Here is a 16,096-nt window from a genome sequence, read left to right on the forward strand (position 1 = left end):
GCACCCCGCTACGACGTCGGCAAGACCGTCAAACGCCCCGAGACCCTGAAGGCCATCGGCAAGCCCGGAAGATCTTGGTAGATAAAGAACAAGCTTAGTAGGCGTTCGACTACTTCCGGCAGTTGATCGCCCGTCGCGGCGATCCGCCCGATCCGCGGCCCCTCCGCCGCACCCGTGCTCTCCCGACCGCCCAGACGAGACCACCACCGATGCCACCGTGAGGACGGCGGAGCCTTCCCCGGTGAAGGCCGCCCGGACCCGCCGGAACGCCAGGGCCGCCGAGGACGAGGTCCGCGGACCCCCGAGACCGACGACGACCAGCACCTTCGGACAGACGCGTGAGGAACCTCGTATGACCGACTTCACCGCACCCTGTGAGGTGCCCGGCGCCGACCGGGACGCCGTCCTGGGGATACTGCGGACCACCCGCTCCGTGCGCCGCCGCCTCGACACCGACCGTCCCGTCGACCTCGCTCTCGTGCACGCGGCACTGCGAACGGCGCTGCAGGCTCCCAACGGGTCGAACCAGCAGCCGTGGCACTGGATCGTCGTGACCGACCCCCGCCGCCGTGCCGCGCTCGCCCGCTGCTACCGCGAGGCCGCCCGGCCCTATCTCGCGGCCATGACCCAGCGGGTGGACGACGGCACGGTCGGCCGCGGCGTGCTGAAGGCGTCCCTGCGGCTGACGGAGATACTCGACCGGGTCCCGGTGATGATCGTTCCCTGTCTCGACTCCCCGCCCGCCGACCACGTCGGCCTCTTCCGCCGGCTCGGTTACGGGCCGTCGTCCGAACACGCGGCGCTCTCCGTCTACTACGGGTCCATCTGGCCCGCCGTCTGGAGCCTGATGCTCGCGCTGCGGGCCCACTCCCTGGCCAGCGCGGTCACCGCCCTGCACCTGACCCGGCCGGACGAGTCCGCCGCGATATTGGACCTGCCGGAAGGTGTCACCCAGGCCGCGCTGCTCGCCGTGGCCCACCCCACCGGAGAATCGTTCCGCCCGGCTCCTCGCCGGGAGCTCGACACCGTTGTTCACCACGACACCTGGTAGTCCCGCCCGGCACATGTGAAAGGACCACGGATGGTCGACCAACAGAGCCAGCCCGCCGCTCCCGCTCCGCTGACTGTCGGCGTGGACGGACCGCTCGCCGCCGCCCGCCGCACGATCCTGCGGGAGATCGAGGCCCTGCTCACCCGCGCGCACGAGGACCAGGCCAGAGAACTGATGCAGGCGGTGTACGAAGCGCCGAGGACCATGGTGCTGGGCGCGGGCCGCTCCAAACTCGCCGTCGACGCCTTCGCCATGCGCCTGATGCACCTCGGGCTGACCGCCCACGTGACCACCGACGTCACCTGCCCGGCCATCACCGACGGCGATCTGCTGGTGGCGTGCAGCGGATCGGGGCACACCCCCACCGTGTTGCGGCGCACCGAGGCGGCCAAGGAGGCCGGCGCCCGGATAGCCGTCGTCACCGCGAACCTGGAGTCGCCGCTGGCCGCGCTGGCGGACATCCGGGTCCATCTGGCCGAGTACAGCCAGGACTTCGAGCCCGACGCGTCGACCCAGTTCGTCGGCACCCTGTTCGAGCAAGGTGCCCTGGTCTTCTTCGACTGCCTGGTCCTCGCCCTCCAGCGCATCCATCAGGTCGATCCCGCCGAGATGTACGCCCGGCACACCAACCTCGAATGACGACCGCGCCCCGGCCGGTCCAGGACCCGGAATCCCGCCCCACACGAAGGCAGGCCGCGATGTCGACACCTCCCGCGCCCATCAGTCTCACCAGCACCAAGATGCGTATGGGTCTGGTCCGTACCCGGGACTGGATCGAGACCCTGCTGCTGCCGCACGCCGAGCGGCTGGCCGGTGTCTCCTTCTTCGCCTGCCTGCCCCACCCGCTGCTGCTGCCGGCCCGGCAGTGGCTGCGCGGCAGCGGCGTCGGCGTCGCCGCCCAGGACGTGGCGCCGGGCACCGGCGAAGTGACGGGCACGGTGAGCGCCTCACTGCTCGCCGAGGTCGGCTGCTCCCACGTCATGGTCGGGCACGCCGAACGACGCGACGTCTTCGGCGAGACCGACGAACTCGTCGCCCGCAAGGCCGCCGCCGCGAGCAGGGCCGGTCTCACCCCGGTGGTGTGCGTCGGTGAGACCGACGTGGTCCCCGCGTCGGACGCGGCGGCCCTGACCCGCGCTCAGGCACGGACGGTCGTGGCCGCCGTACCGCCGGAGCGGCCCCTGCTCTTCCTGTACGAGCCGGGATGGGCCATCGGCGGCAGCGAAGCCGCCGGCCCCGCGCACGCGGGCCGGGTACTGCGCGCGCTGCGCGACGTCACGGTCGGCCACGATGTCCGCTTCGTCTACGGCGGAGCGGTCGTGCCCGGCGTCTACACCCGGCTGCGCGGTGAAGCCGACTGGGACGGGGTGGCCCTGGGCCGCGTCGCCCAGGACCCGCGGCTCCTGACCGAGACCTTGGACGAACTCACCGCGCAGAAGTGAGGTGACCGCGCCGCCCGCCGTCCCGCCCGGCCTGGTCGTCGTCGAAGGCGTCCGGCGCCGGCCGGCGGGCGTGCGGCGCCGTGGGTCGTCCGTCGCGCCTCCCGGGCCCGCCAGGGGTCCGGGAGGCGGTCGGCCGGGTCAGAGCAGCGGTCCGGTGGCCGACTCGGCGGCGGCCAGGGCGCGGCCGGAGACGACGTACTCGACGGTCGCCTCGATCTCGGGCGCGAGCCAGCGGTCCGTGCCGGGGCCGGCGACCGTCTCACGCAGTTCGTCGCGCACCGCGGCCGTGGCCGGCGCCGGGGTCAGCGGCGCCCGCAGGTCGAGGGCGCGGGCGGCGGTGAACAGTTCCACGGCGAGGACGCGGCCCAGTCCGTCCAGGGCGCGGCGCAGCTTGCGTGCGGCCGACCAGCCCATGGACACATGGTCCTCCTGCATGGCGCTGGACGGGATGGAGTCCACGGAGGCGGGGGCGGCCAGCCGCTTCAGCTCGGAGACGATCGCGGCCTGCGTGTACTGCGCGATCATGTGCCCGGAGTCGACGCCGGGGGCGTCGGCCAGGAAGGCGTTGAGGCCACGGTTGCGGGCGGGGTCGAGGAACCGGTCCGTGCGGCGCTCGGAGATGGACGCGACGTCGGCGACCGAGATGGCCAGGAAGTCGAGCACTGCGGCGACCGGGGCGCCGTGGAAGTTGCCGTTGCTCTCCACCCGGCCGTCGGGGGTGACGACCGGGTTGTCGACGGCACTGGCCAGTTCCCGGGAGGCGACCGTCTCGGCGTGCGCGAGGGTGTCCCGGGCCGTGCCGTGCACCTGCGGGGTACAGCGCAGCGAGTAGGCGTCCTGCACGTAGGTGCACTCCGGGCCGGCGTGGCTGGCGACGATCGCGGAGCCGGCCAGCAGGGAGCGCAGGTTGCCCGCGCTGTCCGCCTGGCCCGGGTGCGGGCGCAGTGCCTGGAGGTCGGCGGCGAACACCGCGTCGGTGCCCAACTGGCCCTCGACGCTCATCGCGGCGGCGATGTCGGCCGTACGCAGCAGGCGGCGCAGGTCGTGCGCGGCGAGCACGAGCATGCCGAGCATGCCGTCGGTGCCGTTGATGAGGGCGAGGCCCTCCTTCTCCTCCAGGGCGACCGGGGTGAGGCCCGCCTCGGCGAGTGCCTCGGCGGCGGGTTTGCGCACGCCGTCGGCGGTGCGGACCTGGCCCTCGCCCATGACGGCGAGCGCGCAGTGCGCGAGGGGGGCGAGGTCGCCGGAGCAGCCGAGCGAGCCGTATTCGTGCACGACCGGGGTGAGGCCGGCGTTCAGCAGCGCCGCGTACGCCTGCGCGGTCTCGGTGCGTACGCCGGTGCGGCCCGTGGCGAGCGTGGACAGCCGCAGCAGCATCAGGGCGCGGACCACCTCGCGCTCCACCTCGGGTCCGGAGCCGGCCGCGTGGGACCGCACCAGGCTGCGCTGGAGCTGGGCGCGCAGTTCGGTGGGGATGTGGCGGGTGGCCAGGGCGCCGAATCCGGTGGAGACGCCGTAGTGCGGCTTGGCGTCGTCGGCGAGGGCCCGGACGACCTGGCGGCTGCGGGCGATCTCCTCCAGGGCGTCGGGCGCGAGGGCCACCGGTGTTCCGTGACGGGCAACGGACACGACTTCGTCGGCGGAGAGCGGGCCGACACCAACAACAACGGTCATGCACCAATGAAGCCGCAGGTCGGCAGGGATTGGCGAGGGGAAACGCGCGGCTAGTGTCTGGTATCCCAGACTCTTGACGATCATCGGTCCGAGATCCCGGACAGGTTCCGCCCGGACGGATGCCCGCGTCTGCGCTGCTCTACTCTCGGCGCATGAGCATCGTCCCGGCCGCCGCCCAGGTGCTCGCCGTGCTGCGCTATCTGGCGCGGCAGGCGGCCCCCGTCCCCGCGGCCGCCATCAGCCGCGACGTGGGTTTGCCGCGCTCGACCACGTACCACCTGCTCGACACGCTCGCGGCGGACGGTTTCGTGGTCCATCTGCCGGAGGAGCGACGGTACGGCCTCGGGGTCAGCGCCTTCGAACTCGCGTCGGGCTATCAGCGCCAGGCGCCCCTGCAGCGTCTGGCGCGTGCGCCGCTGGCCGCGCTCGTCGACCGCACCGGGTACAGCGCGAATCTGGCCGTGCTGCACGGCCGTGAGGTCATCTACGTCATCGAGGAGCGCGCTCCGGGCCGGGCACCGCTCGTCAGCGAGGTCGGGGTGCGGCTGCCCGCCCATCTGACCGCCAGCGGCCGGGCGGTGCTGGCGCAACTGCCGGCCGCGCAGGTGCGGGCGATCTTCCCGGACCGGTCGGCGTTCGTACTCCGGCACGACGTCGGCCCCGCGTCGCTGACGGCGCTGCGCGGGCTGCTGACACAGGTGCGGCGCCGGGGCCACGCGACCGAGGAGGGGGAGATCACCCCCGGTCTGTCCTCGGTGGCCGCGCCCGTACTGGACCATCACGCCCATCCGATCGCGGGCGTCTCCGTCACCTTCCCCGGCGACGCGGCCGACGAGTCGGAACGCGCCCGGATCGCGGACCAGGTGGCGCGGACCGCCCGGGAGCTGACCCGCCGGGTCGGCGGCGCCACCATGGTGTGACACGTGGTGTGACACGGACGGCAGAGGCCGCGCGCCGGGGCGGCGCCTCCGTGCGGCGCGCCACGGTGCGGCCGACGCGGCCCCACCAGGGCCGGACCGGACGGACCCCGCCGAGCCGCCCGCCGCCGGTCCGCCTCGCATCATGCGCCTGCGCGCCGTCCCGGGACGCCCGGACCCGGTACAGGGCTCACTGGTTGCGGAAACGTGCCCCCGGACGGCACTCCCGGCCGTCCCGAGGCACACCGCTCATCCGGACCGACGCGTGGCTGGGGCAGACGTGGAACCGGACCGACCGCCCACTCGTACGTCTCCCCCGCAGACCGGGGGCCCGGCTGGTCCGGGTGGGCGCCGTGCAGGTCGCGGCGCTCGGCGCGGCCTCGTCGGCGACGGCCACCGCGGACCGGTACTCCGGGTCGACGGTCGACGTCACCACCGAGATCGTCCCCGGTCTGCTCGATCCCCTGCCGTGTCGCACGACGACCGGCCTGACCAGGGCGGCCGATCTGTCGACGCTGACCATCGTCTGACCGTTTCATGGCCACCACCAGGCGTACAGCGTCATCCGCCGTCGTCGCCGTGTTCGCCCCCGCTGTAGACCCGGAGGCCGGCGGGCCGTGGGCAGGCCCCGCACCGCCCCTTCTGACCGGCGGCCGTGCGCTACGGCCGCGGGCAGGCGCCGTCAGCGGAGAACGACTTATCCCCGGCTTCTTCCGGCCGCTCTCCCTGGGACTCCGGCTGCTGCTCGTCGGCCGCACCCTGTGGTGGTCGCCGCCTGACGTCGGCGCCGACCGCGCCGCGCGCCGCGCGGGTTCATGTCCCACCAGGTAGCGCATGTTGATCGTCTATGGGGCGGCGCCTAAGGTTCCACGCATGGGGACGGGAGAGCCGGGCCGTGGTCGCGGACCGTGGCGCGATCGGCTGGGGAGACTTCGTGCCATCGCGGCCCTGGTGGCTGGAACGGCGGTGCTGACCGCGTTGGGGACCGTGCTCGTCGTCCTGCCGGGTGTCGTGGTCGACCACGACCTCGCCGGGGCAAGCGTCGCCGCCCAGGACCGGCTCAAAGCGGTGAACGACGTCCGTACGACTCTTCTGCAGGCCGTGGGCGGCATGGTCGTCCTGTTCGGCGCGTACGCCACCTGGAGGCAACTGCGCGTCAGCCAGGAAGGTCTGCGCGCCACCCAGGAGGGCTATGTCACCGACCGGTTCAGCACGGCCGTCGACCAGCTCGGCAGTGACAAGCTGGAGACACGCATCGGCGGGCTCCACGCGCTGTGGCGGATCGCGGAACATTCCGCCCGCGACCGCGAAGCCGTCATCTCCATCCAGGCTGCCTACCTGCGTGCGCACCTGCCCTGGCCGCCCGCCGGACCGGAGGCTCCCGCCGCCGACGTGCCCATCAATGACGTCGTGCCGCTGGAGATTCGCGCCGCCGACGCCCAAGTGGCGCTGACCGGGCTCGGCGTGTTGTTGCTGCAACCCCGGGAACAGTCCTGGATCAACCTCAGCGTCACGGACCTGCGCCGGGCCGACTGCGACGGACTGTGGCTGCACGAGGTCAACTTCGACCGGTCCTGTATGGAGGCGGCGGGCCTGTACCACGCCAACCTGACGCAGGCCTCTCTCGTCTCGGCCAACCTGCGGTACGCCGACCTCAAGACCGCGACCCTGCGCCGGGCCCGCTGCGTCCTGGCCGACCTGCGAGGCGCACGGCTGGTCGAAACCGACCTGCGCGACGCTGACTTCACCGAGGCGGATCTGCGCGAGGCGAATCTGCGCAAGGCCGACGCGGGCGGTGCGGTCTTCCGCCACGCCGACCTGCGACTGGCCGACCTGCGTGGCGCCGACCTGACCACGGCCGACCTTCTGCGGGCACGTCTGACCGGCGCGGTGGCCAGCGAGAACACTCGCTGGCCGGCCGGTTTCGACCCTGCGACCGCCGGCGTCGTCGTCACCGAGGACCCCGGTCCGGAACCGCCGCCACTGCTCCAGCCCTCAGGGATGACGACACAGCACCCGCCTCTCCGGTCCATGCCGTGACCCACGAGTCCGGGCGGCGACCAACGTGCCCCGGTCCGAGCGACACGTACACGTGCCGGGCGCGGGACGCCTGGTTCGACCAGGTCCCGCCGATGGAGCGGGCGGGAATCCGCTCCGGACGCGCGGATCTCCCAGGACCACTCGGAAGCGGTCCTGGGAGACGAGGCTTCACCTCATGCGCCGTCGGGGCACCCGCGGTGGGGGGTCACGGGGCGGTTCAGCAGGCGCCCAGGTCCTGCCAGACGCCCCACTGGCCGGTGGTGCCGGGCTCCTCGCCCGTCGTCCACCACTTGGCCTTCCAGGAGTGGCCCTTGTGCGAGACCTGCTGGCCGCTGTTGTAGACCTTGTCCTTGGCCCACGGGGCGGCCGTGCACTGGTTGCCGGAGCCGCCGGTGACGGTCAGGGAGTAGGTCGCCGAGTGGCTGCCCGACGCGCCCGCGCCGGTCACGGTGACCGTGTAGGTGCCCGACGCCGCCGCGGAGGTGGTGGCCAGGGTGAGCGTGGAGGAGCCGCCCGCGGTGACCGACGTGGGGCTGAGGGAGGCGGTGACGCCCGCCGGGGCCCCGCTGACGCTGAGCTTCACGTTCTGGGCGTCGCCCTTCGTCACGGCCGTCTTCACGGTGGCCGTGGCGGACTGACCGGCCGTCACGGACCCGGAGGCCGGGGTGAGCGCGACGGAGAAGTCGTTGGCCGGGTTGGTGGGGCCGCTGCTGGTGAACGGCGCGAAGATGCGCGTGAAGTCCCACGTGTTCTGCTCGATGCCCGAGCAGTTGTCGGCGGCCGGGCCACCCGGGCAGCCGCCGTTGTCCCGCTGAAGCGCCCAGAAGGACAGGGTGTTGATGCCCTTGGCGACCGCCCAGTCGTACACGGTCCGGGCGTTGGCCAGGGTGAAGGTCTCCGCCTTGCCGAAGTCGTCGACGCCCGGCATCTCGGTGACGCCGACCATGTTCCACAGTTGGGCCGGGGTCTTGCCCGGGTATATCTGGGCGAGGAAGTCGTACAGACCCTGTGCGGCGGTCTGGGTGTCCTTCGCCATGTCGTGGGGCTGGTTGTCGTAGTAGTCGAACGTCATGAGGTTCACGACGTCGACCTGGGTGCCGTTGCTCACCGCGTTGCGCAGCAGCGCCTTGCCGTTGTCCGCGAGGCCGCGCGTGGTGGTCGGCAGGGTGTAGGAGATCTCCACCTTGCGCCCGTTGGCCGCGGCCCAGTCCTGGACGATCTTGATGGCCTTGTTGCGGCGGTCGATGCCGGCGGTGTTGTCGAGCGAGTCGATCTCGATGTCCATGTCGAGCCGCGAGATGTCGTAGGTCGTGATGACCTTCTCGTAGGCGGCGGCGATCTGCTGGACGTCGGTGCAACTGTCCGCGATCTCGGTGCCGGTCGTGTCGGCCGTGTAACCCCCGAAGGAGGGGATGACGTCACCGCCGTTGCCCTGGATCGTCTTGATGTCCGCGCCGAAGGAAGAGGCGGCGATCGGCATGCTCGTGTCGCCGTTCCAGTACGGCGTGCAGGAGCCCTTGGTGGCGGTTTGCAGGAACGCCATCGTCAGGTGCTTGGCACCCGACTGGGCGGACAGGGCGGCGGGGCTCTCACCGGTCCAGGCCTCGAAGTAGGGGGCGAAGACGTGGTTCGGCAGGGGTGTCGCGGCCTGTGCGGTGCTGGTTCCCGTGAGGGCGAGGCCCGCTGCGGCCGCCATGGTGGCGGCTGCGGTGAAGGCCGCGCGGAAGGAACGCACGAGTCTCATGTCAGTCCCGGTGTGTGGAGGGGGTGGCCTGTGTCCCGGGGTGGGGACGGCGTTGCCGACTACTGGAATAGCGCCCGCCGGAGGGGCGGGTCAATGGTCTGGACCAAGTAGGGACTAGACCAATTCACCGGGCCTGGCCGCCCTGTCCCTGCACAGGGCACCCGACGGTGGACTGGACCACGCCCGAACGTTCGGCGAGGTCATCTCGCCTACGGACGGTCTCTACAACCTGCGCCAGGCGCCGCCTCGGCGACGAACGCAGACAGGACTGCTGATCCGCGGTGACCACCGCAAGCCGGAACTGATGACGCGTCAGTGAAGTCAGCGTTGGGTCGGCGAAGGGCCGACTGAAGTCGGCCGGGAGCAGCCACCCTCATCCCCAGCGGATCGCTGCATTTCAGCAGGTCAGCGCGGGTTTCCCCGCGCTTTCAACGGAACCGTGGGAAGCTCGGGGGCAGGAAGCGGGTCGCCGTCGTAGCCCTCGACCGAGCCGAACCGGTCCCCCGACACCCACGCATCGCGCGCCTGGAGGATTTCTTCGGAAGACCGGCCGATGAAGTTCCACCACATGACGATCTCCTCGCCGAAGGGGGGCCCGCCCAGGAGGACGAGACGGGCGGTGCCGGGGCCGGTGTTGGTGAGGGTGAGGCGGGCGCGGCCGGGGGCGGCGTAGCCCAGGTCGGCGCGGTCCAGGGGGGTGTCGTTCAGGCGGACGGTGCCGGTGTCGACGAGGAGGCCGTGCTCGAAGCCGGGGTCCATGCCGAGGGTGAGGATCGCGCCCGGGTCGAGGGAGAGTTCGGCGCCGAGGAGGGGCGTGAAGGTCGCCACGGGTGAGGTGTCCCCGGCGAGGGTGCCCAGGAAGACGCGGGCGGTGCCGCCGTCCAGGGGTACGGGGGCGGGGACGTAGTGCTGGAAGTCGGGGGCGGTGTCGCGGTGGGCCTCGGGGAGGGCGACCCACAACTGGACGCCGTGCAGGACCGTCGTGCGCGGGGTGGACACCTCGGAGTGGCTGATACCGTGCCCGCCGGTCATGAGGTTGAGTTCGCCGGGGCGGACGTAGGCGTGGCTGCCGAGGCTGTCACGGTGTTCGATCTCGCCGCTGAACAGCCAGCTCACCGTCTGCAGACCGGTGTGCGGGTGCGGGGCGACGTCCATGCCGCCGGTCGCGGACACGTCGTCGGGGCCGTAGTGGTCGGCGAAGCACCAGGCACCGATGAGGGTGCGGGCGCGCTGGGGCAGGGTGCGGCGCACCGGCATCGCGCGGGGGCCGCCGAGCGGGACCTCCCGGGCGGTGAGGACCTCGATCGCGGCCGTGCCGCCGTCGCCGGACGCCGGCGCGCAGCGCAGTTCGGCTGGCTGTGTCTCGGTGTTACTCACCGGTGCGGCCCTCCCCAAGAAACGTTCGACTTTCAACATTCACTCGTCGATGATAGGTCCATCAGCGAGTGATCACCCGATGAAGGGAAGCACATGACGGAGACGACCGCGGTGGGAACGGGTGACCGGGTCTTCATCGACAAGCAGCACCCGGACGCCTACCGGGCGCTGGCCGCGACCGCGGAGGCCGTGAAGGGCGTGGCGGCCGCGGCCGGGCTGGACCGGCTCCTCGTCGAACTGATCAACCTGCGCGTCTCCCAGCTCAACGCCTGCGCCTACTGCCTGGACCTGCACACCCGCGCGGCGCTGCGGGCGGGCGAGACCGCCCAGCGGCTGGGCGTGCTGGCGGCCTGGCGCGACACCGAGTTGTTCGACGCCCGGGAACGCGCGGTCCTCGCCCTGGCGGAGGCCACCACCCACCCCGCCGACGCCGGCGCGCAGAGCGCCGCGTACGCCGGGGCGCGGGCCGCGCTGACCGACGCGGAGATCTCCGCGGTGATCTGGGTCGCCATCACCATGAACGCCTTCAACCGGGTCTCCGTCATGAGCAAGCACCCGGTACGGAAAAACCCCGGGACGCCCGCACGGTGATGGCGCCCGGCGCCCGGTCCCCCGACGCTGGGAGCGGGCGGGCGAGGTCGACGACGTGGTGGGCCCCCGCGGCGGCGGCCATGAACAGCCAGACCCGCCCGCCGATCCGGTCCGGGTCGACGCCCTCCCCGGCCGCGTCGACCGTGCCGGTGCCGTCGAGGTGCGGGGTGACCTCGGGGAACCGCTAGGGGTAGCCGAGACCGGAACGCGCCTGCCGGTCGGTCGGGTTGCCCCCGGACACGGCGACCCTGACGCGCACCTCGCCGGGGCCGGGCACGGGCAGGTCGCGGTCGACGAGCCGGAGTACGCCGGGGCCGCCGGTGTCGCGGTAGACGATCGCCTTCATGGTCCGCGCCGTGGGCATGGCTGTTCCTCGGGTGTGCGGTGTCCGGGGTGCGTGCCGGTGTGCGGTACGGCGGTCGGTCGGTCGCGGTCAGCCGAGGGGGACCTGGCTGGAGCGGGACCGCACGGCGTCGAGGGCGGCGCGGGCGGCGGCGTCGAAGGCGATGTCACCGGCGGCCACGTTGGCCTCCAGGTGGGCCGGGTCGGCGGTGCCGGGGATGAGCAGGACGTTGGGGGCGTGGTGCAGCAGCCAGGCGAGGCCGACCTGAGCGGGGGTGACCCCGAGGGACGCGGCCACGGTGCGGACGGCCGGTTCCCCGGTGACCTTGGGCAGGCCCGGCATGGCCCCGCCGAGCGGGAAGAACGGCACCCAGGCGATGCCCTCGGCCGCGCACAGCCGCAGCGTGTCCTCGTCGTCGCGGGAGACGAGGCTGTAGGCGTTCTGAACGCAGACGATGCCGGCCGGCAGGGCGCGGCGCAGTCCGTCGAGGGTGACACTGCTCAGGCCGATCGCGCCGATCTTGCCCTCGTCCCGCAGGGCGGTCAGTACGGCGAGCTGGTCGTCGAGGCCGACGATCTGGTCGCCCTCCGCGCGCAGCCCGGGGCCGGTGTCCAGGCGGCGGAGGTTGACCACCGCGAGCCGGTCGGTGCCGAGACCGCGCAGGTTGTCCTCGACGGCGGCGCGCAGTTCCTCCGGGCGCTGCGCGATCCGCAGCGGGAAGGGCCCGCCCGGGTCGGGGACGGCGCCGACCTTGGTGACGACGATGACGCCGTCCTCTGGTCGCAGGGCCTCGCGGATCACGTCGTTGGCGAAGCCGAAGCCGTAGAAATCGGCGGTGTCCACATGGTCGACGCCCAGTTCGACCGCGCGGCGCAGCAGGGCGACGGCCTCCTCGCGGCGGTCGCGCAACCGCTCCAACTGTAACGCTCCGTAGCCGATCCGGAAGACGGTGCGGTCGGCCAACGCCGCGGTCCTGGTGGTCATGTGGTGGTCTCCTCGGTCGTCGATCGCAGGGCCGCGTAGAGCAGTTCGGCCTGGTAGAGCGCCATGACCCGGTGGGCGATGGGGGCGGCGTGCTCCCGGGCGCCGGCCGGGTCGTGGTGTTCGACCTCGATGAGCCAGGCCGTGACGCGGTCGTGCAGCATCGCGCGCATCCGGTCGGTCATGTCGGTGACGATGTCGCGGACGGCCGGGTCGGTGGTCGCCTCGCTCCAGGTCTGCACGCCGACCCGGGCGGCGGTCGGGTCGATCGCGGCGACCAGCCGGGCGAGCAGCTCGTCGGGGCCGGGCGGGGGGCGCTCGGCCGCGTACTCGCCGATGGCGTCGGCGCGCCTGGCGAGCACCTCGCGGGCGGTGGCCCGGACCAGGTCGGCCTTGTCACGGTAATGCGCGTAGATCGAGCCGGCCGAGAGGCCGGACTCGGCGATGATGTCGGCGATCGAGGTCCGCGCCAGGCCGTTGCGGCCGAAGCAGCGCAGCGCGGCCTCGGCGATCTGGGTACGCCGGAGTTCCTTGCGCGCGTCGGTGAGTCGCGGCACCACACCCCCACAAAGAGAATACGCATTCTGCTTGGCGGGCAGCCTAACAGAATGTCTGTTCCTTTTGCGAGGGGTGCCGACCGTGGCCGACGCCGCCTCAGCCGGCGGCCGGAACGGCGGCGGTGGCGGAGCCGGGTGCCCCGAACCATCTGGGGAGGTGCTGGAGCAGGTCCTGCTGGGAGTCGCCGGCCCAGGCCACGTGGCCGTCCGGGCGGAGCAGTACGGCGGGGGCGCCCAGTTCCTCGCTGACGTCGACCACGTGGTCGACCCGGTCCGCCCAACCCCTCACCGAGAGCCCGCCGGTCTGGTCCAGGAGCAGGCCGCGACCGCGGTGGGTGAGCGCGTAGAGGCGTCCGCGCGTGAGGTTCAGGTCCCGCAGCCGGCGGCCGAGGAGTTCGTGGCCCGCGCCGAAGTCGTAGCGGATGCCGATGCCGGTGATCTTCTCGATCAGGTGCCGGCTGACGTCGTCGTACTCGACCAGTTCCGCCATCAGGCGGCGCAGCGCCCGGGGGCCCGGCTCGGCGGACATCAACTCCATCTGCGCGCGGGTGGTGCTGAGGACTTCGGCGGCCACCGGGTGCCGTTCGGTGTGGAAGGTGCCCAGCAAGCCCTGCGGTGCCCGGCCGGCCATCTCGGCGGCCAGCTTCCAGCCCAGGTTGAAGGCGTCCTGGACGCCGAGATTGAGCCCCTGCCCGCCGGCCGGCGGGTGGATGTGGGCGGCGTCCCCGGCGAGCAGCACCCGGCCGACCCGGTACCGCTCGGCCAGCCGGGTCGCGTCACCGAAGCGGGCGATCCGGCGCGGCGAGTGCACGCCGAAGTCGGTGCCCGCGAACGCCCGCAACTGGCGCCTGACTTCGTCCAGGGACGGCGGGATCGTCCGGTCCTCGGCCACCCCCTCGGCGGGCACCACGACGCGGTACAGTCCGTCGCCCTCGGGGATGACACCGAACAGCAACCGGGTCTTGCGGACCTCGGCGACCACGGCGGCCACCGTCCCCGGGTCCGCCGTCAGCTCCACGTCGGCCAGCAGCGTCTCCACCCTGCTGGGCTCGCCGGGGAAGCCGACGCCGAGCAGGGTGCGGACCGTGCTCCGGCCGCCGTCGCAGCCGGCGAGGTAGCGCGAGCGCAGCCTCGTGCCGTCGGCCAGTTCGACGCTCACCCCCTGGTCGTCCTGCTCCAGCCCCACCACCTCGTGGCCGCGCCGGATCTCGGCGCCGAGCGCGGTGGCGTGCTCGGCGAGCAGTCGCTCGGTGACCGCCTGCGGGATGGCGAGGACGTACGCGTGGGCGGTGTCCAGGCGGGACGGCCAGGTGCCGCCGAGGCCGGCGAAGAAACCGCCGGCCGTGAACCGCCGGCCGTGGGCCAGGAACCGGTCCAGCAGGCCGCGCTGGTCCATCACCTCTAGGCTGCGGGCGTGCAGGCCGCGCGCCCGGGGCGCCTCGGACGGTTCGGTCTCCTTGTCCAGCACGAGGACCCGCACGCCGTGCAGGCGCAGCTCGCCGGCCAGCATCAGACCGGTGGGTCCGGCACCGGCAACGATCACGTCGATCATGGATACGCCCTCCGCGAGTTCCGGCCGAGGGCGGTGATTGTGCGGCACGGCCAGGGCCTTGCCGCAAGGCCCCCCGTGCGCTATAGGTTGAAAGTGGCAAGGAGTGGGTGTCGCCCCTCCTTGCTCTTTCCTTCCCTTTCCTTCTCTTCCCTCCCCTTTCCTTCCTCCTCCTCTCGCCTTCCCCTGAGCCGGTGGTCCGCGGGCGATTGTCAGTGCCCGGTGGGAGTGTGGACAGCAGAGGATGCCGTGGAAGGGAAACCACACCATGATCACCACAGATTTCGTCCCGGGCTCCCCTTGTTGGCTCGACCTCGGCGCACCCGACGTCCGGGCGGCCGCCGCGTTCTACGGCGCGGTGTTCGGCTGGGAGTTCGAGACCATGGGCGGCAGCGGGGACACGGAAGGCGGCGTGTTCCGCAAGGACGGCAGAATCGTCGCCGGGCTCGGCAAGCTCACCGAGGAGGGCGCCCGCCCCGCCTGGATGATCTACTACAGTGTCGCCGACGCCGACGCCACGACCCGGGCCGTCGAGCGCGGCGGCGGCACGGTCCGGGTGGCGCCGGCGGACCTGGGCGACTCGGGCCGGATGGCGCAGTACAGCGACCCGCTGGGCGGCCAGTTCGCCGTCTGGCAGCCGGGCGGCATCCGGGGCGTGGACCTGGTCGACGCACCCGGCTCGCTGAGCTGGACCGAGCTGTACACGAGCGACGCGACGGCCGCCAAGCAGTTCTACGGCGACGTGCTCGGCTGGCAGTTCTCCGACACCGACCTGCCGGGCGGCGGGGGCACGTACTCCCTGATCACGCCCGCCGGGCTGCCCGAGGACCGGATGCACGGGGGCGTGATGGAGCTTCCCGGGAAGAGCCTCGCCCTGACCGACGGCCGTCCGTACTGGCATCCGGTCTTCGCCGTGACCGACTGCGACGCCACCCTCGCCCAGGTCACCGGGCACGGCGGCAGAGTGCAGATGGGGCCGGAGGACGCGCAGGGCGTCGGCCGCCTCGCGGTGTGCCTCGACCCGGCGGGCGCCGACTTCGTCGTACTGACCCCGGCCGGAAGCTGAGCCCGGCCGGGAGCTGAGCGCGGCCGGTCCGTGCTCGGCAGGACTACTCCGGCGGCCCGGCGGTACCCGTCCGGTCGGGTCCCGCGGCGGACCACGACAGGTGGCAGCCCGGCGGGGAGGCCGCGACACTGAGGGGACGAGCTTGCAGACGGGCGGGTCATGAGCACCATCGAAGAGACGGCCGAGATCGCGGTGCCGGTGCGCACCGCCTACAACCAGTGGACCCAGTTCGAGGTCTTCCCGCGGTTCATGTCCGCGGTGCGCAGCGTCGAGCAGGTCCGGCCCGCCGTTACCCACTGGGTCATCGGGACCGGTCCGCTGCGCCACGAGTTCCGGACGGAGATCGTGGAGCAGCGTCCGGACGCGTACGTGGCCTGGCGGAGCCTGGACGGGCGGCACCGGGGCGAGGTGACCTTCCACGCCACGGCACCGGAGCGGACCTCGGTGACCGTGCGGATACGGACGCGGCGGCGGGGGCCGGTGGGCCTGCTCGTCGGCGCGTCGGGGCTGGCGCACCGCCTGGTGCGGACCGAACTCGCGCACTTCAAGGAGTACATCGAGGGCCAGGGGGAAGAGAGCGGGGCCTGGCGGGGCACGATCCGCAACGGTCATGTCCAGCCGCCGCACCCGCATCCGCCCGAACGCCGGGTTCCGCACTGGCCCGTCGGCTGACCCGCCGGCCCGCGCGCCCGGCCCCCGACCCGGCCGAGGACCGGCGCGTCCGGCCCCCGGCCCGGCTGATCCACCTCCCGGAGAGCGAGAGA

The 16,096-nt window shown here is 72.7% G+C and carries 16 protein-coding genes; 9 read left to right on the forward strand and 7 right to left on the reverse strand.

Going from position 1 to position 16,096, the window contains the following annotated elements:
* The first annotated feature begins 352 nt into the window (after nucleotides 1–352).
* From ACFY32_RS21480 to ACFY32_RS21490, 3 genes are read left to right on the forward strand one after another with little or no spacing between them, the layout of a single operon-like run.
* Entirely contained in the window at nucleotides 353–1,051 is a 699-nt protein-coding gene (locus ACFY32_RS21480) for a nitroreductase family protein (RefSeq protein WP_390674972.1), read from the forward strand.
* Between the two features lie 30 nt (nucleotides 1,052–1,081).
* Nucleotides 1,082–1,690 (forward strand): 6-phospho-3-hexuloisomerase, encoded by a 609-nt coding sequence (gene hxlB / locus ACFY32_RS21485; protein ID WP_390674973.1) that lies wholly within the window; start codon nucleotides 1,082–1,084, stop codon nucleotides 1,688–1,690.
* 59 nt (nucleotides 1,691–1,749) lie between these two features.
* On the forward strand, nucleotides 1,750–2,493 hold the full coding sequence (locus ACFY32_RS21490) for a triose-phosphate isomerase (protein WP_390674974.1): 744 nt from the start codon (nucleotides 1,750–1,752) through the stop codon (nucleotides 2,491–2,493).
* 138 nt (nucleotides 2,494–2,631) lie between these two features.
* Here ACFY32_RS21490 and hutH read toward each other — a convergent pair whose 3' ends face one another.
* Nucleotides 2,632–4,167, reverse strand: a complete 1,536-nt coding sequence (gene hutH / locus ACFY32_RS21495) for a histidine ammonia-lyase (RefSeq protein WP_390674975.1) — start codon at nucleotides 4,165–4,167, stop codon at nucleotides 2,632–2,634.
* Between the two features lie 152 nt (nucleotides 4,168–4,319).
* Between hutH and ACFY32_RS21500 the strand changes: the two genes are divergently transcribed.
* From ACFY32_RS21500 to ACFY32_RS21510, 3 genes are all read left to right on the forward strand, one after another.
* Complete coding sequence (locus ACFY32_RS21500) at nucleotides 4,320–5,087, forward strand: IclR family transcriptional regulator (protein WP_390674976.1); 768 nt, start codon at nucleotides 4,320–4,322, stop codon at nucleotides 5,085–5,087.
* 341 nt (nucleotides 5,088–5,428) lie between these two features.
* Nucleotides 5,429–5,614, forward strand: a complete 186-nt coding sequence (locus ACFY32_RS21505; RefSeq protein ID WP_390674977.1) for a hypothetical protein — start codon at nucleotides 5,429–5,431, stop codon at nucleotides 5,612–5,614.
* Between the two features lie 439 nt (nucleotides 5,615–6,053).
* Nucleotides 6,054–7,124, forward strand: coding sequence for a pentapeptide repeat-containing protein (locus tag ACFY32_RS21510; protein WP_390675063.1), 1,071 nt, complete (start codon nucleotides 6,054–6,056; stop codon nucleotides 7,122–7,124).
* Nucleotides 7,125–7,341: 217 nt separating this feature from the next.
* On the opposite strand, the gene ACFY32_RS21515 is transcribed toward ACFY32_RS21510, so the two are convergent.
* Nucleotides 7,342–8,868, reverse strand: coding sequence for a glycosyl hydrolase family 18 protein (locus ACFY32_RS21515; protein ID WP_359204873.1), 1,527 nt, complete (start codon nucleotides 8,866–8,868; stop codon nucleotides 7,342–7,344).
* Nucleotides 8,869–9,273: 405 nt separating this feature from the next.
* On the reverse strand, nucleotides 9,274–10,245 hold the full coding sequence (locus ACFY32_RS21520) for a pirin family protein (RefSeq protein WP_390674978.1): 972 nt from the start codon (nucleotides 10,243–10,245) through the stop codon (nucleotides 9,274–9,276).
* A gap of 93 nt (nucleotides 10,246–10,338) precedes the next feature.
* Here ACFY32_RS21520 and ACFY32_RS21525 point away from each other — a divergent pair, with 93 nt between their 5' ends.
* Nucleotides 10,339–10,836 (forward strand): carboxymuconolactone decarboxylase family protein, encoded by a 498-nt coding sequence (locus ACFY32_RS21525; protein WP_390674979.1) that lies wholly within the window; start codon nucleotides 10,339–10,341, stop codon nucleotides 10,834–10,836.
* Between the two features lie 184 nt (nucleotides 10,837–11,020).
* On the opposite strand, the gene ACFY32_RS21530 is transcribed toward ACFY32_RS21525, so the two are convergent.
* From ACFY32_RS21530 to rox, 4 genes are all read right to left on the reverse strand, one after another.
* Nucleotides 11,021–11,200 (reverse strand): hypothetical protein, encoded by a 180-nt coding sequence (locus tag ACFY32_RS21530; RefSeq protein ID WP_359195462.1) that lies wholly within the window; start codon nucleotides 11,198–11,200, stop codon nucleotides 11,021–11,023.
* A 69-nt stretch (nucleotides 11,201–11,269) separates the two neighbouring features.
* Nucleotides 11,270–12,163: an aldo/keto reductase gene (locus ACFY32_RS21535; protein WP_359195460.1), complete on the reverse strand. Its 894-nt coding sequence runs from the start codon at nucleotides 12,161–12,163 to the stop codon at nucleotides 11,270–11,272.
* Nucleotides 12,160–12,717, reverse strand: a complete 558-nt coding sequence (locus ACFY32_RS21540; RefSeq protein ID WP_359195457.1) for a TetR family transcriptional regulator — start codon at nucleotides 12,715–12,717, stop codon at nucleotides 12,160–12,162. The genes ACFY32_RS21535 and ACFY32_RS21540 overlap by 4 nt, the downstream gene beginning before the upstream one ends.
* 97 nt (nucleotides 12,718–12,814) lie before the next feature.
* Nucleotides 12,815–14,269 (reverse strand): rifampin monooxygenase, encoded by a 1,455-nt coding sequence (rox, locus tag ACFY32_RS21545; RefSeq protein ID WP_359195454.1) that lies wholly within the window; start codon nucleotides 14,267–14,269, stop codon nucleotides 12,815–12,817.
* Between the two features lie 265 nt (nucleotides 14,270–14,534).
* Between rox and ACFY32_RS21550 the strand changes: the two genes are divergently transcribed.
* The gene (locus tag ACFY32_RS21550; protein ID WP_390674980.1) at nucleotides 14,535–15,332 is read left to right on the forward strand and encodes a VOC family protein; all 798 of its coding nucleotides are present in this window, start codon (nucleotides 14,535–14,537) and stop codon (nucleotides 15,330–15,332) included.
* A gap of 159 nt (nucleotides 15,333–15,491) precedes the next feature.
* The gene (locus ACFY32_RS21555; protein ID WP_359195448.1) at nucleotides 15,492–16,004 is read left to right on the forward strand and encodes an SRPBCC family protein; all 513 of its coding nucleotides are present in this window, start codon (nucleotides 15,492–15,494) and stop codon (nucleotides 16,002–16,004) included.
* Nucleotides 16,005–16,096 lie beyond the last annotated feature (92 nt).

The sequence above is a fragment of the Streptomyces sp. NPDC000134 genome (assembly GCF_042899225.1).
In the GTDB taxonomy this organism is placed as follows: Bacteria; Actinomycetota; Actinomycetes; order Streptomycetales; family Streptomycetaceae; genus Streptomyces.

Bases quoted from the DNA above. Each gene is read 5' to 3' on its own strand.
- ACFY32_RS21480 (WP_390674972.1), top strand. From the start codon at position 353: ATGACCGACTTCACCGCACCCTGTGAGGTGCCCGGCGCCGACCGGGAC.
- hxlB (WP_390674973.1), top strand. From the start codon at position 1,082: ATGGTCGACCAACAGAGCCAGCCCGCCGCTCCCGCTCCGCTGACTGTC.
- ACFY32_RS21490 (WP_390674974.1), top strand. From the start codon at position 1,750: ATGTCGACACCTCCCGCGCCCATCAGTCTCACCAGCACCAAGATGCGT.
- hutH (WP_390674975.1), bottom strand. From the start codon at position 4,167: ATGACCGTTGTTGTTGGTGTCGGCCCGCTCTCCGCCGACGAAGTCGTG.
- ACFY32_RS21500 (WP_390674976.1), top strand. From the start codon at position 4,320: ATGAGCATCGTCCCGGCCGCCGCCCAGGTGCTCGCCGTGCTGCGCTAT.
- ACFY32_RS21515 (WP_359204873.1), bottom strand. From the start codon at position 8,868: ATGAGACTCGTGCGTTCCTTCCGCGCGGCCTTCACCGCAGCCGCCACC.
- ACFY32_RS21525 (WP_390674979.1), top strand. From the start codon at position 10,339: ATGACGGAGACGACCGCGGTGGGAACGGGTGACCGGGTCTTCATCGAC.
- ACFY32_RS21530 (WP_359195462.1), bottom strand. From the start codon at position 11,200: ATGCCCACGGCGCGGACCATGAAGGCGATCGTCTACCGCGACACCGGC.
- ACFY32_RS21535 (WP_359195460.1), bottom strand. From the start codon at position 12,163: ATGACCACCAGGACCGCGGCGTTGGCCGACCGCACCGTCTTCCGGATC.
- rox (WP_359195454.1), bottom strand. From the start codon at position 14,269: ATGATCGACGTGATCGTTGCCGGTGCCGGACCCACCGGTCTGATGCTG.
- ACFY32_RS21550 (WP_390674980.1), top strand. From the start codon at position 14,535: ATGATCACCACAGATTTCGTCCCGGGCTCCCCTTGTTGGCTCGACCTC.
- ACFY32_RS21555 (WP_359195448.1), top strand. From the start codon at position 15,492: ATGAGCACCATCGAAGAGACGGCCGAGATCGCGGTGCCGGTGCGCACC.